We start from the raw sequence: 22,410 nt of genomic DNA, 5'->3' as shown, positions 1-22,410 counted from the left end.
GTGGCGCGCAATCAGGTCTGGTTTTGCATACAATCCACATTATCCACAGGGTTGTACACAGGGTGCTGCGCATGCCGCTGCTCCCATTGCGCCCAGCGTAGCTCCTGCGCCTGTGCGCGGGCCATGCGCCTGTCTGCCTCTGCCACCATCAGGCGCAACCGGCCCTGTGTGGCGCGGACCACGCCGCATTGCGTCTCCAGCAACGCCACAAGCTGCGCTGCGGATGGAAAAAACGTAAACGCCACAAGCGCCTGACGCACACTGGCCTCGCTCCACGCCAGTGCGGGCACTGCCGCGCAGGCCGTAACCAGCGCCACGCAGCGCAGGTGCAGAGCCACACCGGGCAGCGGGTTGACCACGCCTGCGTTCAGCATCTCGGCAAACTCCTCTACCCTGCGGGTCAGTTCCGGCGCAGGTAGCGGGGACAGGGCACGGGTATAGGCGGGCAGAATGGTACGGGCCTCACACACAAGAGCGGCCGGTGGTGCAAACCCGCCGGGGCGAAACGCTTCCAACTGGCCCGCCAGTGCGGGGCTGGGCTGGGGCAGGCACACCATACCGTGGCCCTGCGTGTTCATGCTCAACATTCCGCATCACCGGGTTTGTCATTGCACGCCGTGCGGGCCTGCGCCTCTGGCGTGTTATGCAGCCGCTCCCGCCCCTGTGCGCGGGCCGCACTGCGCTGGCTTAACCGGGCGGCCTGTTCCTCCAGCGGGTGGGGCACGCGCGCGCCACCAGCACGCCCCCGCGCCCTGTTCTGCACGGGCGAGCCCTGTCGGCTCCGCACCTGCCCACCCAGTTCCACGGCAGTTCCGTCTGCCGGGCGCGCGCCCGCTCCGGCCTGCTCCCGAACAAACTCCGCATGATTATCCCCCCGCGCACGGAGTGCGCGACTCTCCCTATCCCTCTCGCTATCCCTCTCCCTTGCATCTGCGTGGGCTATGCCGTGGCATGCGGGATCGGCCGATGTGGGGGGCACGCTCTCCTCGGGCGTATGCCCCCAGCGGCGGGCCGCACGGGCACGCTGCGCCAGGCGGGCTTTCCACGCCTGATTGGCTTTTTGCGCAATAACAGGATGGTACAGCCGCCCATCCGAACAGACCACCCAACCATGCAGGGCCACAGCGCGCAGCGTGGGCCATCGCCCGCCCGCACCGGATAAATGCGCCAGAACCCGGTCGTTATGGGGCAGGCTGCCCGCTGGCACCTGCTGCCATGCCTTGCACCACAGGGCTACGGCGCATTTAAACCCATCCCCCGTGCTCAGGGCGAACAGGTCGCTGTCCAGCAGGCGGCAGGTATCGAGCGGCATAAAAGGCAGACCCCGCAAATCACTCTGCGGTGGGGTCATGGGGGCGGGAAAAGGCCTGGACGGCTCTTGCGCCGCATCCGGCAGGCTGGTATGTGCGTTGTTCATGCACATAATGTGCGCATTAAAAACACAAACTGCAAGCGGTTTTTACGCACTGACATGTACGACACTTTTGCCCACAATACAGGCATGAACCAGAATCGGATCACGGACAGGCTTAAAACCCTGCGCGAGCGCGCTGGTTATACGATTCGTGAGTTTGCGCGCGACCTGGGGTACGGAGAGAAGTTTTCCTCCTACCGCATGTATGAGACCTCCTACAAAAAGGATGTGCTCCCCTTACCCATGGTCAAATCCATGGTACCGCTGCTGAATGGCCGGGGGGATCCCCCCATTACCGCCAACGAGGTATGGAATCTTGCCGGTGTGAGCATGGGGGAATCCGGCCTTATGGCCAGAATGACCCCCCAGCCCGGCCCGGCACCGGCCCCACCCCAGCCCGATATGCTGCCCCCCGCTGGCTCCGGCCGCATTGCCATACCTGAATATGATGTCATCACCTCAGCCGGGCCGGGCTGTGTGCCGGTTCTGTGTGCCCCTCAGGACGGGTTACGCCCGGTGGAACACTGGACCCTGCCGCGTGGCTACGTTGCTGCGTTTTCCGAAACACCAGACACGCTGGCCATTGTACGCGTGGCGGGGGACAGCATGGAACCGGATTACCAGTCCGGAGACAGGGTGCTGGTGGACACAGCCCACCGTATTCCCTCCCCCCCCGGTGTGTATGTTCTGTGGGACGGGTTTGGCCTTGTGCTCAAACGTCTGGAGCTGATCCCCGGCATGGAAGAACCCCGGCGGGTGCGGATCATGAGCATTAACAGCGCCTATTCCACTTATGAACTCACACTGGACGAGATCAGCATTAACGGCCGCGTTGTGGGCAAATGGACATGGAAGTAACGCCCAGCCCCACAACCCCGCGCTCTCCTGCACACATATGCGTGTTATCAGGTCTTGCGTTGTGCATTTATTACGCACATACTGACCGCGTGTTGTTGAGGGAGAACACTTTGGAACCGCATACGCCCTGCCCCGACCACCGCCACTCGGCGCAGGTCGATGCCTACACCCACGCTGCCCGACGTGGCCTGTTCAGCACCGATACGCTGCCCAGCGCCACGGCGCAGGAGCTTGCCCGTTACGAGCAGGCCATCCTGCACCTGCGCGAAGCCAGCCATAGCCTGCAATGGCCTTTTTACACCAACCCCGCCTTTGCCGCCGACCAGCACCGCTACTGCGAGGAAAGCATAGGCGAGATTGTACAAACCGTGCGTGACCTGCTGGAACGCCTGTAGATTGACGATATTCCCAAGACACACACTCATCCTCCTGAAAGGAAATTTGCTAAATTGATGTATTAAGCATGGCATTATCAGTAAGCGGCCATTCGTGCGGCTGGTTTTTACGCGCCGAGACAGCACTTCCAGAACAGAACCCGGGACTAAACACCTAGTCTGGCCAGCCACCGTCACGCTGGGCGAGCAGGCGCAGTGTTACGGCCAGCGCAACCCCCACCAGCCCTACCAGCCCCCCGCCCAGCACCATGCCGCACTCAAAATCCACACTCATGATGCCTGAATAGCCGTGTTGTCAGCCTGACATTTGGCAAATAGTGCCGCAATATCCGCATCACTCGGGCCTGTGCCACTTCTGCTTTGCTCAATGGCGCTCAAAACCGTGTCATACGCTTCGGGGCCATATTTTTCCGCCAGGGAGACAACTGTCCCCACAATACCCAGTATGACGCTAATTTCCGCTGCGGTCATGGTTCAATCCTTCCCGTTGGTGGATACGGACGCATCCGCATCGGCCTGTGTGGTGGTCATAGCCGTGCCTGCCGTCGTGGCCGAGGCGCATGCAGCCGGGGTGCTCCCCGCAGTAAGCCCGCTCCAGCAGGTGGAAAACGCGGCAAAATCCGCCTGCAAGGCTGCAACGGCTGTTTCGGCCAGCGTGTTCCCGGCCTGTATGGACTGCTCAAGCGCGCTCAGTTCGTCCAGCACACTCTGGCTGGCCTTGCGGGCGAGGGCTTTTTGCCCGGCACTCAGGCTTACGCCGGGCACATGCCCTGCCATAATGTCGGGCATGGGGCTGGCCAGCAGATGGTACGCACTGGCCGTATCATACACCGCCTGACGTAGTTTACCCTGCGCGGTTTGCGCGCACGAACACAGCAGGCACAGCGCCGCAAGGCTGCCCGCTTTGACATAATTTTTCATATTGACTGTTCCTGAAAGGAAAAATGTCAGGGTGTGCTTTTATCCGTACCCACACACCCTGTGGTATTGGCACCCGTACCGGGCGCGCTGGCTGCAACCGTGCCCCCCGTCGCTGTCGCGGGTACAGGGCTATATGCCTTACTGGCAGATGTAGCCTTAACCAGATGGGAGGCCATATACGGCACAGCGTACTGCACCCCCAACCCCGTTACCCGCACAATCTGGTACAGCGCGACCAGAACCCGCCCATGCACAGGTGCGGGTACAGCCGCAGTTATGGCGGCACAGGTGACCATACCCGCACAGATAACAAGCGCCACATTTTGTGGCAGAACAGAAAAAAACGAGGGAATAAAAGCAATAATCGCAGCCACCTTGGCTGTATTGCGCGTGACGGACCCCACAGCGGGCACATTCTGGCCTGTATCGGCCATATTCGGAACCTCCATTTGACGGATTGATCGTCTGCCCACTACCCGCCAGACCCAAGGCCATACCCCATATGCCGCACACGGGATTTTCCCATACCCTGAATACAAAAAACCTGCCCCTGACAGGCAGGAACAGGTGAGCAAGGGGTATAAGGCGGAAGGGGTAAAGCGGCGTCTTGCGTGTCTGGCGTAACGCTACGGCATTGCCCTAAAGGGCGCAGAACAGGCAACGATAGAGAACCTATGCCATACTTTGCGCGCATAAACACTATTTTTTATTCCGCCGCACATCCCTGCATCAACACCCACCGTGCAAACCCGGCCATAACACGGGAGCATTCCATCAGAACATGTCCACTAACCTTCGCCTTATACTTCTCCGCCAGCCAGATCGGTCGCCAAGCAGATTTTTGGCTCACATCTTTTGCAGAGGAGATTTGATGGCGACCGTAATGAATCCCTACCGCATAATCTCAAGGTAGGTGGCCATATACTCCGAAAACACGTCGGTTTAATTTTATAACTCTATTTTATAACCCTGAGCGGGCCAGCAGTTTTTAAAGCTTTTTGGGGAGAAATGGTGAGCCGGGAGGGACTCGAACCCTCGACCATTCGATTAAAAGTCGAATGCTCTACCGGCTGAGCTACCGGCTCACACATAAAACCACGCGGACGGTCAGAGACCGTGCGTGATGGGGCTGTTCCTAACCGGATTAACCCCCTGCGTCAAGCACACAAAGGCATTTTTCCGCCTCTTTGTGCCACATCAGACCCATCGGGCGCGCAATAAGCGGCCATGTCCCGCAAGGGCCCATACAAAAACGGCCCGCCGGGTCAGGGCGGGCCGTTTGCGTGGGATCAGGCTTCCGCCTTGTCCGCCGGGATCATTTTGGCAATCCGGTCGGGCTCGTTCACCACGCCGGACGAGCCGGAGCCACGTTTGATTTTGTCCACGTTCTCCATGCCTTCAACCACGTCACCCACAATGGTGTACTGGCCATCCAGATGGGGGGAGGGCTCGAACATGATAAAGAACTGGCTGTTCGCGCTGTTCGGGTCAGACGTGCGCGCCATACCAATGGTGCCACGTTCAAACTTGGCCTTGTTGGTAAATTCGGCAGGCAGGTCCGGCAGGTCGGAACCGTGCATACCTGTGCCCGTGGGGTCACCGCCCTGAGCCATAAAGCCGGGGATAACGCGGTGGAAAGCCACGTTGTCATAAAAACCCTGTTCGGCCAGCGTGCGCAGGCGTTCGGCGGCCTTGGGGGCAAGGTCGGGGCGCAGACGGATAACCACGCGGCCTGCGGGCACATCCATGTAAATCAGGTCTTTTTTATCTTCTGTGGACATCAGAAACTCTCCTGTTTAAAGCAACACCCGCCAAAACACACGGTTCAGCCCGTGCGTTCAGCCAGACGGGCCAGCAGGCGCGCCTGAGTATAGGGTGTTACAAACTCCGAAATATCGCCGTTATAGCTGGCAATTTCCTTCACCATACGGGAGGAAATAAACTGCGTGCGCTCCGACGCCATAAGAAACACGGTTTCTATCCCGCTATCCAGCCGCCTGTTTACGCCCGACATCTGCACCTCGTAATCAAAGTCAGACAGAACGCGCAGACCACGGAAAATAAGCGTGGCTCCATTGGCCCGCACCGCCTCCACCAGAAGCGAGTGGAAGGAGACAACCGTCATATCCCCCCCTGTACGGGCCTTGATGGCGGGCAGGGCTTCACGCACACATTCAATCCGCTCTTCAAGCGGCATGAGCGGGCTTTTACCGGGGTTGCGGGCAACCCCGATAACCAGCCGGTCCACCAGCCTGCTTGCCCGCTCGATCACGTCCAGATGGCCGACTGTTACCGGGTCAAACGTACCGGCATACAGCCCGACACGTCTGGGGGCGGCAGCGGGGCTGCTCATGCTGCCGGACCGGCACCATCATCGGGGGTCTGCCGGGGAGCGGCATCTTCGGCCTCGCCTGCTTCGTCCTCACCATTATCCATGACCGGGAACACGCTGGTAATCCGCTCCCCATCGTTCAGGCGCAGCAAGGTAACCCCACTGGCCTGACGGGCCATAATACGCACCTGATCAACCGGCACACGGATCAGGCGGCCTGCATCGGTCACCAGCATGACATCCGTACCCGGCAGCACCGGCAGGGTGGCCGAGACCTCCGTCCCCCGCTTGCTGGCAGAGAAGGTCATGTTGGTAATGCCCTGCCCGCCACGCCCGCTAACGCGGTAATCATACGCGGAGGAGCGACGGCCAAACCCGCCATCGCTGACAATCAGCAGCACTTCTTCGGCTGCTTCAAGCTGGGCAAAGCGTTCGGGGGTCAGGGCCTCGGCGCCGGTTGCACCTTCATCCTCATCCCCATCCGCCACGGATATGTCGGCATCCTCCTCGGTATCCGCCGCGTTTTCGGCCCGGCGTCTGGCGTTGGCCATCCGCAGATAGGCCGCACGTTCCTCCACCGTGGCTTCAACATGGTTGAGCACGGCAAGGCTGATCACCCGGTCCCCTTCCGCCAGACGGATCCCGCGCACACCAGACGAGCCACGCCCGGCAAACACACGCACCGTATCATCCGTAATCTGGAAGCGGATACAGCGCGCCTTGCGGGTGGCGAGGAACACATCCTGACCATCACGGCAGGTGGCAACGCCAACCAGGCTGTCGCCGTCATCAAGCTTCATCGCGATCATGCCGGACACGCGGATATTGCGGAAGTCGCTCAGCCGGTTACGGCGCACACCCCCACTGGCAGTGGCAAAGACAAGGTGCAGGCTTTCCCACAGCTCTTCGTCCTGCGGCAGGGGCAGCACGGCGGTAATGGTGTCTGTTCCAAGGTCGGGCAGCAGGTTGATCAGCGCGCGGCCCTTGGCGGCGGGGCCTGCCTCTGGCAGACGCCACACCTTCTGGCGGTACACCTTGCCACCGGAGGAGAAGAACATAACCCACTGGTGCGTATGCGCGTTAAAGGAGCGCACCACAATATCATCCCCGCGGGTTCCTGCCCCGGTGCGGCCACGTCCACCGCGGTTCTGCGCGCGGAACACATCCAGCGGTGTGCGTTTGATAAAGCCTTCCCGCGTGATGGTCACAACCATCTGGCCGGGTTCGATCAGGCTTTCATCATCCTGATCGCCGTCATAATCGGCAATGTCGGTTACGCGTGGGGTCACCAGCTCGGCGCGGGCACGGGCCAGTTCCTCGCACAGCACTTCCATACGGCGGGGGCGGCTGCTGATAATTTCGAGCAGTTCGTTAATCCGCACCGCCACTTCGGACAGTTCGTTCTGGATCTTGTCCCGCTCCAGCCCTGTCAGGCGTTGCAGGCGCAGTTCCAGAATGCCGCGCGCCTGTGCTTCGGTCAGGCGAACCTTGCCGTCCACCACCACGTTGCCCTCATCGTGGATCAGGGCCAGCAGGGGTTCCACATCCGCAGCGTTCCACTGCGCCGCCATAAGCGATTCCCGCGCGGTGGCGGCATCCGGCGCTGCGCGGATAAGGGCGATAACGGCATCAATATTGGCAACCGCAATCACCAGCCCGACCAGAATATGGGCCCGGTCGCGCGCCTTGTTCAGGTCATGGCGCGAGCGGCGCAGAATCACTTCCTCGCGGAAGGCGATAAAGGCCTCCAGCACATCCTTCAGGCCCATCAGGCGGGGTTTGCCGCCATCAAGTGCCAGCATGTTCACGCCAAAGGAGGTCTGGAGCTGGGTAAAGCGGTAAAGCTGGTTCAGCACCACTTCGGGCGTTGCATCACGCTTGATTTCAATAACCACGCGCATGCCCGAGCGGTCGGACTCGTCGCGGATATCGGCAATGCCTTCCACCTGCTTGGAGCGGACCAGATCGGCAATCCGCTCCTGCAAGGTGGCCTTGTTGACCTGATAGGGGATCTCACTCACCACAATGGCTTTGCGGTCCTTGCGGATTTCCTCAATATCGGCCTTGGCACGGATAATAACGGAGCCGCGCCCCGTAGCATAGGCGCTGCGGATGCCAGAACGCCCCAGAATGGTGCCACCTGTGGGAAAGTCAGGACCGGGCACAATCTCCATCAGCTCTTCGAGCGTCATGTCCGGTCTGGCGATCAGGGCCAGCGTGGCATCCACCACTTCCCCCGGATTATGGGTGGGAATATTGGTGGCCATGCCCACGGCAATGCCGGTTGCACCGTTGATCAGCAGGTTGGGGAAGGCAGCGGGCAGAACCGTGGGTTCGCTCTCGCTTTCATCATAGTTTGGCTGGAAATCGACCGTATCGCGGTCGATGTCACCCAGCAGAAAGGTGGAGGAGCGCGCCAGACGTGCTTCGGTGTAACGCATGGCGGCGGGGCTGTCCCCATCCACCGAGCCAAAATTACCCTGCCCGTCGATCAGCTTGACACGCATGGACCAGGACTGCGCCATACGCACCATGGCTTCGTAAATGGAGCTGTCGCCATGGGGGTGATATTTACCCATGACCTCACCCACTGCACGGGCGGACTTGCGGTAAGGTTTGTCATGCGTAAAGCCGCTCTCGTGCATGGCGTAGAGAATACGCCGGTGCACGGGCTTGAGACCATCTCGCACATCAGGCAACGCACGGCTGACAATGACCGACATCGCATACGCAAGGTAGGAGGAGCGCATCTCCTCCTCAATGGTCACGGGCACAAGGTCTGAAGGCTGCGGTGATCCGGTCTGGTCAGAAATCTCGGTCAAGGTTCATCCGTTCTGTCATGCTGCGCGGGTGCAGGGCTGGTTGCCCGCATGCCACGCCAAATCCACCTGAACACCGGTTGCCACGGTGCCGGGTGTTTTCTAGCACACAACCCCCGCAACCTCCTAGCGCCGGGCGGATTTTTGCCCGGCATAAAACCACCACCCGCACACATGCCCTTGCCCCCTGGGCGCGGCTGTGGCCATCATGGCCCATAACATGGAGTTTACACCCTATGCGCCTTATCCTTGCCCTGCTTTTGCCGTGGTTGCAGTTCTTTACCATTGGCCGCCCTTTTGCGGGTCTTGTCTGCCTTGTGCTGCAGATCACGCTTATTGGCTGGGTGCCAGCCGCCATCTGGTCGGTATACGCACTGAGCCAGTACACAACGGACCAGAAAATCGCCCGCATGCGGGACTAGCCGCGCACCGGAGTGGCGGAATCCCCATTGTTATGGATCAGGGTTACGGACCGGAGACGGAGGGCGTCTCCCGCCCCGCCACAGCATGGCCGGGGCTGATAAAACCATACTGCCGGAAAATACGTTGCGCCCCCTGGGACAGCAAAACCCTTCCAAACGCTTCCGCCTCCGTTCTGTGGCGGGTTTGATCCAGAATGAGCGCCGCATACTCCACCGGCCCGCTCAGCCTGTCCGGCACGGGAGTGTAAGACAGGTCGGGCGACGGCTTTAAGGAATGCTGGCTGCAATATGCTATAAACATATCCACCTGCGCCGAGCGCAGGTAATAGGCCACGGGGCTGACTCCGGGCGGTACTGGCGGCGCCACTGCCCCGCCCACCAGCGCGCGCGCCCTGTACAGAACAGAGCCCGGAGCAAGGTGTTCAGCCTGCTCCAGCCTGGACAGAACCTGCCAGGCGTAGTCTCCCCCCGGATCATTCCCCGGTGTTGAAATACCAATATGCACCGCCGGGTCCAGCAGGCGCGCAATACTGTTGCGCGTTGTCAGACCCGATTGTGCTGGCGCAATAAAACACAGACTGTTTTTGACAAACACAAAAGAGGCCCGCCCCAGCCCCGCCTGAACAAGCTGGAGCGGATACGCCGTATTGGCGGAGAGGAACATGTCGGCATGCTCTCCCCTCGCAATCTGGCGGCTGAGCTGGCCTGCCGGGCCATAGGTCAATCTTACCGGAATGTGCGTGCGCTGCGTAAACTCCCGCGCAATATCATCCAGCGCGCCGCGCAGGCTACCTGCGGCAGCAAGAGCCAGCGGCTCCCCCGTATCCGCCCGTGTGGGGCGAGCAGGCACAAGAGCGCACAACGCACCCACCAGCAGACAGACCCGGCCCGCAAAACGCCGGAGGAAAGAGGAGTGATCCATCACAAATCCACCTGCACGGACAACCTTATGGAGCGGGGTGCGCCAAGTGTTCCGGTGCCGCTCCCCGTACTGTTGTAGCCGCTCTGGCTGCTTGGGGTAATATTCGCCCAGTAACTGGCGTTGCTGATATTCCTGACATTCAGCGTCCACACCACCGTCCGGCCCAGTATGGGGCGCGTATAACGCAGACCCATGTTACCGATCAGGTAGCCTGATGCATACATGGTGTTTGTGTAGTTGCCCGGCCGCCGCGCGGAATAGTTGACATCGGCACTCAGGGTAATGGGCCGGTAGAACGGAAGGTTGTATTCCACCAGCGCATTCAGAACAACCGGGGCAAGACCAAGCACTTTCCGCCCATCTGTTGCAGCGGAAGCCGTGTTGTGCAGGCGTGGGTCCAGCACCGCAATGCCGCCGAACAGGGTCAGCGAATGGGCGATAACGGTACTGGCCATGACCTCAAAGCCACGGTTCTTCTGGTTCCCCTGAAGGGCAAACACGTTATTGGCTCCAATATAGGCGTAAGGCCGCTCGATCTGGTAAAAAGCCGTGCGCAGGTCAACTTTTCCAAGCTGGAGCTTATAGCCAAGCTCCCACTGCTGGCTGCGGTAAGGAGCCAGACTTTGCCCGGCATTGGCTGAGCCCGCAGGGGCATTATCCCCCTGTTGCAGGCTGTTGGCGTACGTAAAATATGCGCTCATGCTGTCAGTGGGCTTGTAGAGCAGGCTCGCTGTCGGGCTGATGCCACTGGCCGTATAGCGGCTGGTACGCGCACCGGCCTTGCTATAATTGCTGGTGTCAATCCAGCTCTGGTTGGCAACAGCCTGCACACTCCAGTGACGACCAAAACTGATTTTATCACCAAATGTAATGGACTGCTGGAACGTATGAACAGAGCGGTACCGATTGCGAAAATCCGGAAAAACCGGCTCCGCGAACGCCACCGGGTCAGACAGCGATGCAGTACCCAGCGTGATGGCCCCCGTTTTGTAAGGCGTATATCTATCCCACGAAAAACCCGTGGTCCCCACTACAAGATCATGCACCAGCGGCCCAGTACGCACGCGGCCGTTCAGATAGACATTATTGCTCAGCACCGCATCCAGACTGTAGGTTGTGTTGGCAGCGGTCGTGCGGTAACGCCCTGCGTTATTCAGCAGTGTATTGGTCACCGCCGTGGAGGCACGGTCGTTTGTCTCGTGCAGAATTCCTGCGGATACTGTCCAGTCCCTGTTGATCTTGTGGGTGATGTGCCCCTGGGTCAGAATCGTCAGATTATTGTCCCCGGCATAGGACTGCCCATACCCCACTGTTCTGGGGGAAGGGGCACTGGGGAACACCACCCCCGTTGCCAGCGCAAACGTGCCGGGTAACCCCTTGTCAACATAATGGTAGGCGCTGGTGTCCACTTCCAGCGTGGTCTGGGGTGTGAGATGAAAATCCAGATCAAGGCTTGCAAGTTCACGCTTGAGCTGGCTGTTTTTGGTGTAATACGTCCCGTCCTGCTCAACCAGATTGAGCCGGTATCCAAAACGGTGCGCATGGTCAAAATGACCACCAAGGTCGATATGGCCCATCCAGTCATCGCGGGACAGATATTCCGCCCGCACCCGGCGCAGGTTTTGTTCAGTCGGGCGCTTCAGCACATAATTGAACGTCCCCGCCGGACTGGCCGCCCCGAACAGCCCGCTGGTGGGACCATTCATGACCTCTATCCGTTCAAACTGCTCAATGGGGTAGTCTGTCGTCGCGGCAATGTTCAGCCCGTTTATAAAGGTGTTCTGCACCACCCCGGCCTGCATACCCCGTGACTGCGGGCGGATGTTTTCGCCCTGAACGGAGGGAATGAACCTGAATGCCTCCTGCACGTCCAGCAGGGACTGGTTCCGGGCCAGCGCCTCTGGCACCGCGTCAATGGCATAAGGCGCATCGACCTTTGACCCGTTGCGGAAAGGGTCCAGCGTTGTGGACAGAACCCGATAATCCGCCACGCGTGAGGAAAGCGGGCTGGTTACTGTAATATGTTCCACCGTTGCATCCGCGTGGGCATGACCAGTCCCCATGAGCATGACCAGCAGAGGTGGTGAAACCAGAAAACCGCCCAGACGATAGCCAGAAAAAAAACGGCGTAATTCCAGATAGTGCTGGCCCATGGATATGCGTCACCCTTATGCGTCAATATTTTCTAAACATTTCTGCGGAAATGCCAGCAGTGACCGCGGCCGAAACTGCGGGCCGAACATAAAGGAGACAAGAAGTATATACAATGGAATATAGACTGGCTTATACGTTTTCCCACGCCATTACTGGCGGGCACAGTCTTATTACAAAAATGGAATGACCAGACAGCGGAGGGCCAAGCCAAACAGCTCCTGCCCCCCGAACACCCCTCTACCTTCGCAGAGGGAGCGCCTTACCTGCCTGTCATAATCCGCTCAACAAGCTGTTTGGTCGTGGGCACAAACCCGTTGGCATAGAACGGGTCCGTGCCAAAGCGCCATGCATTGGTGCCGCCAAACATCAGGTTTTCATCCATCACCTTGTCCGCATCCGGGCCGGAAGCATGGGCTGCGGCCTGCAGCGTTTTCTGGATACAGAAGGAGCGCGGGTCCGCCCGGTGGCCATTGCTGTAGCTGGGGCCGCGCTGGCTCCAGTTGGAGAACTTGCATTCCGAAAGGCAGCCCATGCAGTCCGTCTGGTCCGCCACAATCATGCGCGCCCGGTCGGGGGTCACAAAAACGAGCGTGGAATCGGGGGTGCGCAGGGCTTCAACAAAGCCTTCGCTTTCCCACTGCTGTACACGCGCCACGTCTTCGGGCTTAAGGAACACTTTGCGCTTACGCGGGCCAACACCATAAGGTGCTGTCAGCTCATCCGTAGCTTCGGTTGCAAACGGAACCTGATGCTCGGTGCGCTGGCGCAGTTCATGCAGGAAGCCGTTGTTCACAGCGGAGGAGTAGAACCCCGTGGGGGAGAAGCGGTTGAGGTACACATCACCCTTTTTCAGGGTCAGCAACCGGCGCTTCCATGCCTCGGGGATCGGGCTTTCGGTGGTCAGCAGCGGACGTGTGCCAAACTGGAAGGCAATCGGCCCCAGCTCCGCACTGTCAATCCAGTCCTGCCATTCTTCCAGCCACCAGACGCCACCGGCCATGATAATGGGGGTATTATCCAGCCCGAAGCCCCGCATGGCCTGCCGCAGGGCCAGCACACGCGGATAGGGGTCTTCCGGCGCAAAGGGGTTTTCGGTGTTGGACAGGCCGTTATGCCCGCCTGCACGCCACGGGTCTTCATACACAACGCCACCCAGCAGATCGGATGCCTTGCTGTACGAACGCTTCCACAACGCATTGAAGGCCCGGGCGGAGGAAACGATAGGGTAGTAAGACACACCAAACTGGGCGGCAATGTCGGCCAGACGGTAGGGCATGCCCGCACCGCAGGTCAGGCCGTGGATCATACCTCTGGCCCCTTCGAGCACACCGGTAATCACCCGTTCGGAGGCGGCCATTTCCCACAGGATGTTGGCGTGGATGCGCCCCTTGCCACCAGAAATCTCGTGCGCAATGCGCGCCTGCGCAATACCGCCACGAATGGCGTAGTCCACAAGCTCCTCATGCCGTTCCCGGCGGGTGCGGCCATGGTAAATCTGCGGCACCGGGCGACCGTGCTCGTCATAACTGTCGGCATTGACGATGGAGATCGTCCCCGCACCCCCCGCAGCAGCCCATGCCCCGGCCGATGCACCTGTGGAAACGGAAACGCCTTTACCGCCTTCAACCAGCGGCAGAACATCCGTCCCCCCCATGCGAAGCGTGTTAATCGCCTTCATGACTATCCTGTCGTTTCTCTAAGATACCTGTATCTGGTCCGCGACGTGGAGGGGAGCGCAAAAGCCCCCCTCCACAGAGGACGCGCCTTATTCGGCATCCCGGCGCGGGGCGCGGGCAGGTTTTTCGCCCACGGTTTCCGTAATGTCGGCACCTGTGGCCTGATCAACAACGCGCATGGACAGCTTGACCTTGCCGCGGTCGTCAAAACCAATGACCTTGACCTTAACGGCATCACCGTCCTTGACCACATCGGAGGTACGGCCCACACGACCCTGCGCCAGTTCGGAAATATGAACCAGCCCATCGCGCGCACCAAGGAAGTTGACGAACGCGCCAAAATCGGCGGTTTTAACAACCTTGCCGTCGTAAATGCGGCCCAGTTCGGGTTCGGCCACAATACCATTAATGCGTTCAAGCGCCTTTTTGGTCTGGTCTTCGGCGGTGGCGGCAATGGTGATTGTACCATCATCCCCGATATCCACCTTCGCACCCGAGTATTCCACGATTTCGCGGATAACCTTGCCACCCGAGCCAATGACATCACGGATTTTTTCACGCGGCACCTTGATGGTGGTGATGCGCGGCGCCGTGGTGGCAACGGTCGTGCGGTTTTCGGTCAGCGCCTTGCTCATCTCGCCCAGAATGTGCAGACGGCCATCGCGCGCCTGACCCAGAGCGATCTTCATGATTTCGGGCGTGATGGACGTGATCTTGATGTCCATCTGCAGCGCGGTCACGCCTTCTTCGGTCCCGGCCACCTTGAAGTCCATGTCACCCAGATGGTCTTCATCACCCAGAATGTCGGACAGGACGGCAAACTTGTCACCTTCCTTGATCAGACCCATGGCAATACCGGCCACGGGGCGCTTGAGGGGCACACCGGCATCCATAAGGGCCAGCGAGCTACCGCAAACGGTCGCCATGGAGGAGGAGCCGTTGCTTTCCGTGATTTCGGAAACAACACGCACCGTATAAGGGAATTCCTTGCGGTTGGGCATCAGCGGGTGCAGGGCGCGCCATGCCAGCTTGCCATGCCCGATTTCGCGCCTGCCGGGGGAGCCAACGCGACCGCACTCACCTACGGAGTAGGGAGGGAAGTTATAGTGCAGCAGGAAGTTGGTGCGGTATTCGCCTTCCAGCGCATCAATCACCTGTTCGTCCTGACCGGTGCCCAGCGTGGTCACAACCAGCGCCTGCGTCTCGCCACGGGTGAACAGGGCCGAACCATGCACGCGGGGCAGTACGCCCACTTCAGATACAATCGGGCGTACGGTCACAAGGTCACGCCCGTCAATGCGCTTGCTGGTCTTGAGCACAGAAGTGCGGACCACGTCTGCTTCGAGGTCCTTGATCATGGGCTTGGCGGCAGCCACATCCAGCGCGGCGGCTGTCAGTTTTTCCACAATGGCGTCGCGCGCGGCCTTGAGCTTTTCGTAGCGGGTCTGCTTCTGCTTTTCCTTGTAAGCATCGGCGATCAGCTTGCGGCCCAGCTTGTCCACCTGCTTGCGCAGGGCAGCTTCTTCCTTGCTTTCGCCCGGCAGGTCCCACGGTTCCTTGGCGGCGTGCTCGGCCAGCGCAATAATGGCGTCCAGCACGGGCTGGAAGGCGGTGTGGCCAAAGGTCACGGCATCCAGCATCACATCTTCAGACAGTTCGGATGCTTCGGATTCCACCATCAGCACGCCTTCGGCGGTCCCGGCCACCACCAGGTCAAGGCTGGTTTCCTTGAGCTGTTCCAGCGTGGGGTTGAGGATGAACGCGCCATCGGCAAAACCAACGCGGGCAGCACCTACGGGGCCGAAGAACGGAATACCAGACAGGGTGAGTGCGGCCGAGCAGCCGATCAGGGCGGGGATGCTCGGGTCGTTTTCCATGTCATGGGTCAGCACCGTGGCGATGACCTGCACCTCATTGCGGAACCCTTCGGGGAAGAGGGGGCGAATGGGGCGGTCGATCAGGCGGGAGACCAGTGTTTCGTTCTCGGAAGGGCGGCCTTCACGCTTGAAGAACCCGCCGGGGATCTTGCCTGCCGCGTAGGCTTTTTCCTGATAGTTGACGGTCAGGGGAAAGAAGTCCTGCCCCGGCTTGACGTCACGCGCGCCAACAGCGGTACACAGGACCACGGTTTCGCCATACGTGACCAGCACCGCACCATCGGCCTGACGGGCAACCTTGCCGGTTTCGAGCACCAGCGGACGGCCAGCCCACTCAATTTCTTTACGGAAGTAGTTAAACATTCTGTCTTCTCATCTTCTGTTGACACAGTTTTTATTCAAAACCACGGCAAACAGCGGGACAGAACCGAATGGCGGACAGCGCCTCGGACGGCATGGAGACTGGCGGCAGCACCGCCCAGGCGCCATGTGGTCGGAAACGCCGTGGCCTTACCCGGAACGTCAAAGCCCGCGTGCCAAAGCCTGTGGCGTACAACGATATATGGGGGTTTGGCGGCCATATGACCAGCACAAAAACCCCCACAGACCATCCGGCCTGCCCACCAGCCCGGCATCATGCCGGGCTGGCAGACAAAAACCGGAAATTAGCGGCGCAGACCCAGACGCGCGATCAGCGCTTCGTAGCGGCTCTGGCTTTTACCACGCAGGTAGTCCAGCAGACGGCGACGACGGCCAACCATGATCAGCAGACCGCGGCGGGAATGGAAATCCTTCGCATGGGTCTTAAGGTGATCGGTCAGGTTGTTGATGCGCTCGGTCAGGATTGCAACCTGCACTTCAGGCGAACCCGTATCGCCCTGGGCGGTCTGGTATTCGGCAATAACTTCGGTGCGGCGTTCAGCGGTAATCGACATCACATGTCTCCATCAGAAAAATGTCATAGAATACGCACCGGCCTGAGCTGCCCTTCCTCCAGGCGACCAAGACCAAGCACGCGCCCTGCGTCCATGACACGCACGGTCCCCGAAGCATCGGTCTGGGGGATACGTCCCATCAGATCCAGAAGGCTCAGAGGCCGCCCGTGGCGCAGAAGAACGGATTCCTCCTCAGTCAGGGCCAGCGCCGGGATGTCGGCCAGCGCGGTCTCGACCGGAAGAAGCAGTTCCGCAGAAGCATGCGCGTTGTCGTCGTTTGGCGCGAGTTTGTCCAGCATAATTGCATCGGCCTCGGCAAAAGGCCCCACGCGCAGGCGGCGCAGCACCGCAATATGGCCAACCGTGCCGCAGGCCAGCGCCACATCACGCGCCAGTGCGCGCATGTACACGCCCTTGCCGGATTCGACCTCGAACACCGCCGTATCCGCATCGGGGCGGGCGATCAGTTCAAAACGGTCCACGCGGGCAGGGCGGGGGGGCAGGTCCGGCGGGCGGCCGTCACGCGCCATGTCATATGCCCGCTCGCCCGCCACCTTGAGGGCGGAATACACCGGGGGCACCTGCATGATGTTACCCGTAAGCGCAGGCAGCGCCGCGCGGAGCTGCTCATCCGTAGGACGCACATCCGATGTGGCGGTCACTGCGCCATCGGCGTCATCACTATCGCGCGCGTCACCCATGCGCAGGGTAAACTGGTAAACCTTGGTGCCGTCCATAACATAAGGAACGGTTTTGGTGGCCGTGCCAAAAGCCAGCGGCAAAAGCCCGGTCGCCAGCGGGTCCAGCGTGCCACCGTGGCCCACCTTTTGCGCATCGAACAGCCGTTTGGCCCACCCCACCACCTGCGTGGAGGTCATGCCCGAGGGCTTGTCCACTATAAGCCAGCCATTAAGTGGCCGCCCGCGTCTGCGTCGCATATCAACTCCCGTATGCGGGGGAGCGCGCCATGCTTGCCTGCGCTCCCGGTTACCGCCCCGGACCCACCCGGCGCACACCAAGCGCTGCATCTAGCCGAGCGTGCGCCCCCCTGCAATGCGCCCGTGCAATGCAGAGCTGATGAAAATATCTGACCATGAAAATTATTAGTAAACTCAAGACCGGAACGGCACACCCGGCCCGAACCGCACACCATATGGGCCAGCGCTCACCATGTCGGGACTAGCCAGCACGGCATGGCATGTCTTAAATGCTATCATAGACAATGACCCAGCAAACAGACCCCTCCCCCCCCATCGCCCCGGCAGCCCCTGCCGCGCGACCCGCATGGTCCCTGCAGACCGGGCAGCACGGCCCCTGCCTGAGTGTGCGGGGGGCGTGGACTGTGCCCAATGGCGGGGTCATCCCCTTTACGGCGGCGGATATTCCGCCCCCCCCACCCGGTGCCACCTGCCTGAGCATGGATACGGCGGGTATTACGGAGTGGGATTCGTCCTTCATTTCCTTTCTGTGGGAAGCCAAGCAGGCGGCAGCCAACGCCGGGCTGGCGTTTGCGCAGGACGGCCTGCCCGCCCCGGCCCAGCGCCTGCTGGCCCTGCTGCCCCCAAACCCCGCTCCCCCCGCTCGCCACAACAGCCACAAACAGAACCTGCTGGAAAAAACCGGCGACCTGACCCTGGGCACCCTGAACGAGACGGGGGTTGTCGCCTACCTTGCGCTGGACACCACGCGCGGGGCCATGCACGCCCTGCACGGCAAAAGCCGCATGCGCACAAAGGACCTGATTACAGACCTGTGGAACGCAGGCCCCAATGCGCTGCTGATCGTAGGTGTGGTCAACTTCCTGATCGGGGCCATTCTGGCCTTTGTGGGGCTGGTGGAACTGCGCCGCTTTGCCGCCGAAATTTATGTGACCAACCTTGTGGGCATTGCCTGCGCGCGTGAGATTTCGGCCATCATGACCGCCATTATCATGGCCGGGCGCACGGGTGGGGCATATGCGGCCCGCATTGCCACCATGCTGGGCAATGAGGAAATTGACGCCCTGCAGGTCTTTGGCATTCCCATCTCAAGTTACATCCTCCTCCCCGCCATTCTCTCCCTCTCGCTCATGATGCCCCTGCTCTACCTGTACGGCACGCTCATTGGCATTCTGGGCGGGTTTGTGGTGAGCATGAGCATGATGGATGTCTCCCCCATGGGGTACTGGATTTCCACCGTAAACGGAGTCGAACTCAAGGAGTTCGTGTTCGGGTTTATCAAGGCCTTCTTCTTTGGCAGCTTTATTGCCCTTGCCGCCTGCCGTGTGGGACTTAAGGCCGGGCGCAGCGCTGCCGATGTCGGCATTGCCGCCACACGTGCGGTAGTTATTGGCATTGTCGGCATTATCGCCATGGATGCGGTATTCGCCGTTATGGCCAACGCGCTGGGAATCTGAGCAATGGTCGAAAGCGATACCCTTATTTCCGTGCGGGACGTGGAACTGTCCTTTGGCCCCAAGATTATCCAGCAGAACGTCTCGTTCGACCTCAAGCGCGGTTCCATTTTTGCGGTCATGGGGGGCTCGGGCTGCGGCAAGAGCACCCTGCTTAAAAGCATGATCGGGCTGCTCCCCCCCACCACCGGAAAGATTCTGGTCGGCGGGGAGGACTACTGGGCGCAGGACGAACACCGCAGAACCCAGATCAACCACCGCTTTGGCGTTCTGTTCCAGTCCGGAGCGTTGTGGAGTTCCATGACCGTGGGCGAGAACGTGGCCCTGCCCATGGAAATGTTTGCAAGCCAGCCGCCAGACGTGGTGCGCAAGCTGGTGGAACTCAAGCTCGGGCTTGTCGGCATGGAACAGGCGATAGACCTGTTTCCGTCCGAGATTTCGGGCGGGATGCGCAAACGCGCAGGACTTGCGCGCGCCATAGCGCTGGACCCCGACATTCTGTTTTTTGATGAACCCTCCGCAGGTCTGGACCCCATTACCTCCGCCCGGCTGGATGACCTGATCCTGACCCTGCGTGACGGGCTGGGAGCGACCATTGTCATTGTCAGCCACGAACTGCCAAGCCTGTTCGCCATTGCCGATGATGGCATTTTTCTGGACGCAAACACCCACCAGCCCATAGCCCAAGGCTCCCCGCGGGACCTGCGGGACCACAGCACCATTCCCGAAGTCATGGCCTTCATGAACCGCTCCTCCACCATTCCCCCGACAGATGAGACAAAGGCTGACCAGCATGTCTGAGAGCACAAACCGCAAAACCGTTATCGGGGCCTTCGTGCTGTTGGGCGGCTTTCTGGCCCTGTTCATCATCATGATCTTTGGGCATGTCAGCTTTCTGTCCCCTTCGCGCGAGGCGGTGGTGGTGTTCCAGAACTCCATTACCGGCCTGTCTGTTGGCGCACCGGTCAACTTCCGTGGGGTCAAGGTGGGCACGGTCAAAAGCATTACCCTGCGCTTTGACCCGATAGACCACAAAGCCTACATTCCCGTGGTGCTGACACTGGAGCCAGACCAGATTGACGTGGTCAAGGACGCGTCCGGCGGGAGCAAGGTGAACATTCAGGAACTGATCAGCATCGGCCTGCGCGCGGAGCTGAACCTGCTCAGCTTTGTAACCGGGCAATCCAATATCGAACTGGACTTTGACCGCTCGGTGCCCCCTGTGCTGCATCCGCGCGTCACCAGCCTGCCAGAAATTCCCGTCCGCATGTCGGCCGTGGAAAAACTGAAGGATTCGCTGGGTCAGATTCCCATAACGGAAATCAGCCACCATGCCGATGCCGCCCTGCTCTCCGTCACCCAGCTCAGTGACAGCCTGAACCGTGACCTGCCCCCCCTGCTGTCAAGCACCAGACAGGCCATCGACCTCTCGCACGAAATGCTGAAAACCACGAACGAGACCATAAAGGACCTGCAAACCAGGCTGGACGTGACTCTAGGCAAAGTGGACCAGTTGATGGAAACAGGAAACACGCAGCTCAACTCCCGTGGAGAGGACCTGCACGCCACACTGGTCTCGGCCACCAGAACACTGGATTCGTTGCAGAATATCCTTTCCCCCCGTTCGGTCAATCGCGCCAATCTGGACGCCACCTTGCGCGATATTGCCGCCTCTGCCGCATCGTTGCGCGGCTTCTCGTCCGATATTGAACGCAACCCGCAACTCCTGCTGATGGGACGCCGCCCATGACCTCCGCGCCACGCCGCATCCTGCTTGCCGTTATGGCCTGCTGCCCGCTCCTGTCCCTTGCTGGCTGCGCCTCCCCCCCGCTGCGGCTGTACACGCTGGGCGTGCCGTCAGACGCCAATATAGGCGAGCCGCACCTTTCCTCCCGCGCGGCCACCATTGCCATCAGCCGCGTGATCCTGCCTGATTATCTGGACTCGCAGGACATCATTACCCGGCAGGGCGAGGAAATCCTGCGCAACACACGCGCACGCTGGGCCACGCGCCTGTCCCTTGGCGTGACCGACCTGCTGACCAATGTGCTGTCCAACAAACGCCCATCTGAAATGATTACCGACCAGCCGCTGGCCGACGTCACCACCATGCGTGTGCAGATTGATATTTCACGCTTTGATGTGGCGACAAACGGCGTGGCCACGCTGGATGCCACATGGGTTGTGCTGCCGCGTGATCCCACCCAGCCACTCATACGTGAACGCACACACCTTGTAGCCACAGGGGATGTTGGCTCCGCAGCCGAGGTGGCCACCCTTATGCGCGGGCTGGTGATCCGGCTGGCCGAGCGGGTGAACGCGACCATTCCCGCAGGGCGGTAGGGGGACTTACTGCCCTGATAAGATAGGCTCCTGTGCCCCCGGGAACTGACTTACATTTGCTTCCACCCCGATGATGGATACAAACTCACGCACAAACTCGTCTCCCAGATGCGTGAGTGGAAAAGCGAGTGTGTGAGAGTGCAAAACCACCAGTTCCGGAAAATATTGGTAGTGTGAATAACGGTTTGCTGGCAATTTTTTGCCACCAAACGGTGCAAGCAGCAGGGATGCCGCCTGCTGCTCAGGTGTAGTCACACCCGACAGATTGCGCGGAGGGGCCGGATCATATCTGCTGGGCACGACTGGCCAGCTATCGATCATTCTCAAACATCCCTGTACTGCGCTCACATCCAGAGTTACCTCAGGTGCCAGACAATAAAAATCGCCCAGAAGGCCAGACAGGTGCTCACCAGCCCAGTGCCTTATCTTGTATTCAAAGCCACCAAACGTGTACATGTCGCGCATATAAAGGATTTTTTCCTTTTTTTCTGCACTCCCAGACCAGACGAAGCCCAGAACCTCATCAGGAATCCCCAGGAAATACACATCTGCCCCGATTAAAAGACGGTAGGCATTTTTATCAAGGAGATGAAAATCGGAAAGCATACGCACAGTGCATATTTTATCAATTTCCGTTAAATTACTTAAAGACTTGGAAAACTCGACCGAATTATGCCAGAATTGCGGATGCATAGCATCCAGATCCCACACTTCATATGAAAAACCATATTTTTCAAGAAGCACTTCAAAGGATTTTTTGTAGCTCTGCATTGTATATATAATAACTTTTAAATCTACATATGGCTGCAAAAACTTGTTCACAGTCATAAGAGAAATAACTAATTCAAAATATTTGTTACCACTACCAATATCTGCATTGAAAAACGCAGAATATCGCACTACGAGCATGTCCTGTATCCCAATTTTATTATGAAAATATTACCTGACAC

At 59.7% G+C, this 22,410-nt stretch carries 22 protein-coding genes and 1 tRNA gene; 7 read left to right on the top strand and 16 right to left on the bottom strand.

What is annotated here, in order from left to right; all coding sequences use genetic code 11:
• Positions 1-11: 11 nt before the first annotated feature.
• Positions 12-578 (bottom strand): hypothetical protein, encoded by a 567-nt coding sequence (locus PY793_RS07720; protein WP_275177514.1) that lies wholly within the window; start codon positions 576-578, stop codon positions 12-14.
• A 2-nt stretch (positions 579-580) separates the two neighbouring features.
• Positions 581-1,417 (bottom strand): DUF1376 domain-containing protein, encoded by an 837-nt coding sequence (locus PY793_RS07715; RefSeq protein WP_275177513.1) that lies wholly within the window; start codon positions 1,415-1,417, stop codon positions 581-583.
• Between the two features lie 54 nt (positions 1,418-1,471).
• Here PY793_RS07715 and PY793_RS07710 point away from each other — a divergent pair, with 54 nt between their 5' ends.
• The gene (locus tag PY793_RS07710) at positions 1,472-2,272 is read left to right on the top strand and encodes a S24 family peptidase (protein ID WP_275177512.1); all 801 of its coding nucleotides are present in this window, start codon (positions 1,472-1,474) and stop codon (positions 2,270-2,272) included.
• A 110-nt stretch (positions 2,273-2,382) separates the two neighbouring features.
• Complete coding sequence (locus tag PY793_RS07705) at positions 2,383-2,667, top strand: hypothetical protein (protein ID WP_275177511.1); 285 nt, start codon at positions 2,383-2,385, stop codon at positions 2,665-2,667.
• Between the two features lie 270 nt (positions 2,668-2,937).
• Here the strand turns inward: PY793_RS07705 and PY793_RS07700 are convergent, their stop codons facing one another.
• The 7 genes from PY793_RS07700 to gyrA all read right to left on the bottom strand — a co-directional run bounded on the left by PY793_RS07700 (position 2,938) and on the right by gyrA (position 8,742).
• Complete coding sequence (locus PY793_RS07700) at positions 2,938-3,138, bottom strand: hypothetical protein (protein ID WP_275177510.1); 201 nt, start codon at positions 3,136-3,138, stop codon at positions 2,938-2,940.
• A 3-nt stretch (positions 3,139-3,141) separates the two neighbouring features.
• Complete coding sequence (locus PY793_RS07695; RefSeq protein ID WP_275177509.1) at positions 3,142-3,588, bottom strand: hypothetical protein; 447 nt, start codon at positions 3,586-3,588, stop codon at positions 3,142-3,144.
• Positions 3,589-3,614: 26 nt separating this feature from the next.
• Positions 3,615-4,022, bottom strand: coding sequence for a hypothetical protein (locus tag PY793_RS07690; RefSeq protein WP_275177508.1), 408 nt, complete (start codon positions 4,020-4,022; stop codon positions 3,615-3,617).
• Between the two features lie 575 nt (positions 4,023-4,597).
• Positions 4,598-4,673 (bottom strand) — tRNA-Lys (locus PY793_RS07685).
• 204 nt (positions 4,674-4,877) lie between these two features.
• Positions 4,878-5,369, bottom strand: coding sequence for a peptidylprolyl isomerase (locus PY793_RS07680; RefSeq protein ID WP_275177507.1), 492 nt, complete (start codon positions 5,367-5,369; stop codon positions 4,878-4,880).
• 44 nt (positions 5,370-5,413) lie between these two features.
• A complete protein-coding gene (coaD, locus tag PY793_RS07675) occupies positions 5,414-5,941 on the bottom strand; it encodes a pantetheine-phosphate adenylyltransferase (protein ID WP_275177506.1) in 528 nt (175 codons plus the stop codon).
• The gene (gene gyrA / locus PY793_RS07670) at positions 5,938-8,742 is read right to left on the bottom strand and encodes a DNA gyrase subunit A (RefSeq protein WP_275177505.1); all 2,805 of its coding nucleotides are present in this window, start codon (positions 8,740-8,742) and stop codon (positions 5,938-5,940) included. The genes coaD and gyrA overlap by 4 nt, the downstream gene beginning before the upstream one ends.
• A 233-nt stretch (positions 8,743-8,975) precedes the next feature.
• On the opposite strand from gyrA, the gene PY793_RS07665 reads away from it, so the two are divergent.
• Positions 8,976-9,161 (top strand): YqaE/Pmp3 family membrane protein, encoded by a 186-nt coding sequence (locus PY793_RS07665; RefSeq protein WP_275177504.1) that lies wholly within the window; start codon positions 8,976-8,978, stop codon positions 9,159-9,161.
• Positions 9,162-9,204: 43 nt separating this feature from the next.
• Here the strand turns inward: PY793_RS07665 and modA are convergent, their stop codons facing one another.
• From modA to truB, 6 genes are all read right to left on the bottom strand, one after another.
• On the bottom strand, positions 9,205-10,083 hold the full coding sequence (gene modA / locus PY793_RS07660) for a molybdate ABC transporter substrate-binding protein (RefSeq protein ID WP_275177503.1): 879 nt from the start codon (positions 10,081-10,083) through the stop codon (positions 9,205-9,207).
• Entirely contained in the window at positions 10,083-12,236 is a 2,154-nt protein-coding gene (locus tag PY793_RS07655; protein ID WP_275177502.1) for a TonB-dependent receptor, read from the bottom strand. Before PY793_RS07655 ends, modA begins: the two co-directional genes overlap by 1 nt.
• Positions 12,237-12,496: 260 nt before the next feature.
• Entirely contained in the window at positions 12,497-13,915 is a 1,419-nt protein-coding gene (locus PY793_RS07650) for an NAD(P)H-dependent flavin oxidoreductase (protein WP_275177501.1), read from the bottom strand.
• An 87-nt stretch (positions 13,916-14,002) separates the two neighbouring features.
• Entirely contained in the window at positions 14,003-16,153 is a 2,151-nt protein-coding gene (gene pnp, locus PY793_RS07645; protein ID WP_275177500.1) for a polyribonucleotide nucleotidyltransferase, read from the bottom strand.
• A 302-nt stretch (positions 16,154-16,455) separates the two neighbouring features.
• Entirely contained in the window at positions 16,456-16,725 is a 270-nt protein-coding gene (gene rpsO / locus PY793_RS07640; RefSeq protein WP_166113406.1) for a 30S ribosomal protein S15, read from the bottom strand.
• 23 nt (positions 16,726-16,748) lie between these two features.
• Positions 16,749-17,663: a tRNA pseudouridine(55) synthase TruB gene (gene truB, locus PY793_RS07635; protein ID WP_275177499.1), complete on the bottom strand. Its 915-nt coding sequence runs from the start codon at positions 17,661-17,663 to the stop codon at positions 16,749-16,751.
• Positions 17,664-17,947: 284 nt separating this feature from the next.
• On the opposite strand from truB, the gene PY793_RS07630 reads away from it, so the two are divergent.
• The 4 genes from PY793_RS07630 to PY793_RS07615 are packed head-to-tail and all read left to right on the top strand — an operon-like array spanning position 17,948 to position 21,460.
• On the top strand, positions 17,948-19,120 hold the full coding sequence (locus PY793_RS07630; RefSeq protein WP_275177498.1) for an MlaE family ABC transporter permease: 1,173 nt from the start codon (positions 17,948-17,950) through the stop codon (positions 19,118-19,120).
• Between the two features lie 3 nt (positions 19,121-19,123).
• The gene (locus PY793_RS07625; protein ID WP_275177497.1) at positions 19,124-19,918 is read left to right on the top strand and encodes an ABC transporter ATP-binding protein; all 795 of its coding nucleotides are present in this window, start codon (positions 19,124-19,126) and stop codon (positions 19,916-19,918) included.
• Positions 19,911-20,867: an MlaD family protein gene (locus PY793_RS07620; RefSeq protein WP_275177496.1), complete on the top strand. Its 957-nt coding sequence runs from the start codon at positions 19,911-19,913 to the stop codon at positions 20,865-20,867. Before PY793_RS07625 ends, PY793_RS07620 begins: the two co-directional genes overlap by 8 nt.
• Positions 20,864-21,460, top strand: a complete 597-nt coding sequence (locus PY793_RS07615) for a PqiC family protein (RefSeq protein ID WP_275177495.1) — start codon at positions 20,864-20,866, stop codon at positions 21,458-21,460. The genes PY793_RS07620 and PY793_RS07615 overlap by 4 nt, the downstream gene beginning before the upstream one ends.
• 6 nt (positions 21,461-21,466) lie before the next feature.
• Here the strand turns inward: PY793_RS07615 and PY793_RS07610 are convergent, their stop codons facing one another.
• Positions 21,467-22,360 (bottom strand): hypothetical protein, encoded by an 894-nt coding sequence (locus PY793_RS07610; RefSeq protein WP_275177494.1) that lies wholly within the window; start codon positions 22,358-22,360, stop codon positions 21,467-21,469.
• Between the last annotated feature and the right edge of the window lie 50 nt (positions 22,361-22,410).

The organism is Acetobacter fabarum, from assembly GCF_029069195.1.
GTDB classification, from domain to species: Bacteria; Pseudomonadota; Alphaproteobacteria; order Acetobacterales; family Acetobacteraceae; genus Acetobacter; species Acetobacter fabarum_A.
This window is presented reverse-complemented; position numbering and strand designations above follow the sequence as displayed.

Bases quoted from the DNA above. Each gene is read 5' to 3' on its own strand.
- truB (WP_275177499.1), bottom strand. From the start codon at position 17,663: ATGCGACGCAGACGCGGGCGGCCACTTAATGGCTGGCTTATAGTGGAC.
- rpsO (WP_166113406.1), bottom strand. From the start codon at position 16,725: ATGTCGATTACCGCTGAACGCCGCACCGAAGTTATTGCCGAATACCAG.
- PY793_RS07620 (WP_275177496.1), top strand. From the start codon at position 19,911: ATGTCTGAGAGCACAAACCGCAAAACCGTTATCGGGGCCTTCGTGCTG.
- PY793_RS07710 (WP_275177512.1), top strand. From the start codon at position 1,472: ATGTACGACACTTTTGCCCACAATACAGGCATGAACCAGAATCGGATC.
- PY793_RS07625 (WP_275177497.1), top strand. From the start codon at position 19,124: ATGGTCGAAAGCGATACCCTTATTTCCGTGCGGGACGTGGAACTGTCC.
- PY793_RS07630 (WP_275177498.1), top strand. From the start codon at position 17,948: ATGACCCAGCAAACAGACCCCTCCCCCCCCATCGCCCCGGCAGCCCCT.
- PY793_RS07615 (WP_275177495.1), top strand. From the start codon at position 20,864: ATGACCTCCGCGCCACGCCGCATCCTGCTTGCCGTTATGGCCTGCTGC.
- PY793_RS07720 (WP_275177514.1), bottom strand. From the start codon at position 578: ATGAACACGCAGGGCCACGGTATGGTGTGCCTGCCCCAGCCCAGCCCC.
- coaD (WP_275177506.1), bottom strand. From the start codon at position 5,941: ATGAGCAGCCCCGCTGCCGCCCCCAGACGTGTCGGGCTGTATGCCGGT.
- modA (WP_275177503.1), bottom strand. From the start codon at position 10,083: ATGGATCACTCCTCTTTCCTCCGGCGTTTTGCGGGCCGGGTCTGTCTG.
- PY793_RS07665 (WP_275177504.1), top strand. From the start codon at position 8,976: ATGCGCCTTATCCTTGCCCTGCTTTTGCCGTGGTTGCAGTTCTTTACC.
- pnp (WP_275177500.1), bottom strand. From the start codon at position 16,153: ATGTTTAACTACTTCCGTAAAGAAATTGAGTGGGCTGGCCGTCCGCTG.
- PY793_RS07700 (WP_275177510.1), bottom strand. From the start codon at position 3,138: ATGACCGCAGCGGAAATTAGCGTCATACTGGGTATTGTGGGGACAGTT.
- PY793_RS07655 (WP_275177502.1), bottom strand. From the start codon at position 12,236: ATGGGCCAGCACTATCTGGAATTACGCCGTTTTTTTTCTGGCTATCGT.
- PY793_RS07715 (WP_275177513.1), bottom strand. From the start codon at position 1,417: ATGAACAACGCACATACCAGCCTGCCGGATGCGGCGCAAGAGCCGTCC.
- PY793_RS07690 (WP_275177508.1), bottom strand. From the start codon at position 4,022: ATGGCCGATACAGGCCAGAATGTGCCCGCTGTGGGGTCCGTCACGCGC.
- PY793_RS07695 (WP_275177509.1), bottom strand. From the start codon at position 3,588: ATGAAAAATTATGTCAAAGCGGGCAGCCTTGCGGCGCTGTGCCTGCTG.
- PY793_RS07650 (WP_275177501.1), bottom strand. From the start codon at position 13,915: ATGAAGGCGATTAACACGCTTCGCATGGGGGGGACGGATGTTCTGCCG.
- PY793_RS07680 (WP_275177507.1), bottom strand. From the start codon at position 5,369: ATGTCCACAGAAGATAAAAAAGACCTGATTTACATGGATGTGCCCGCA.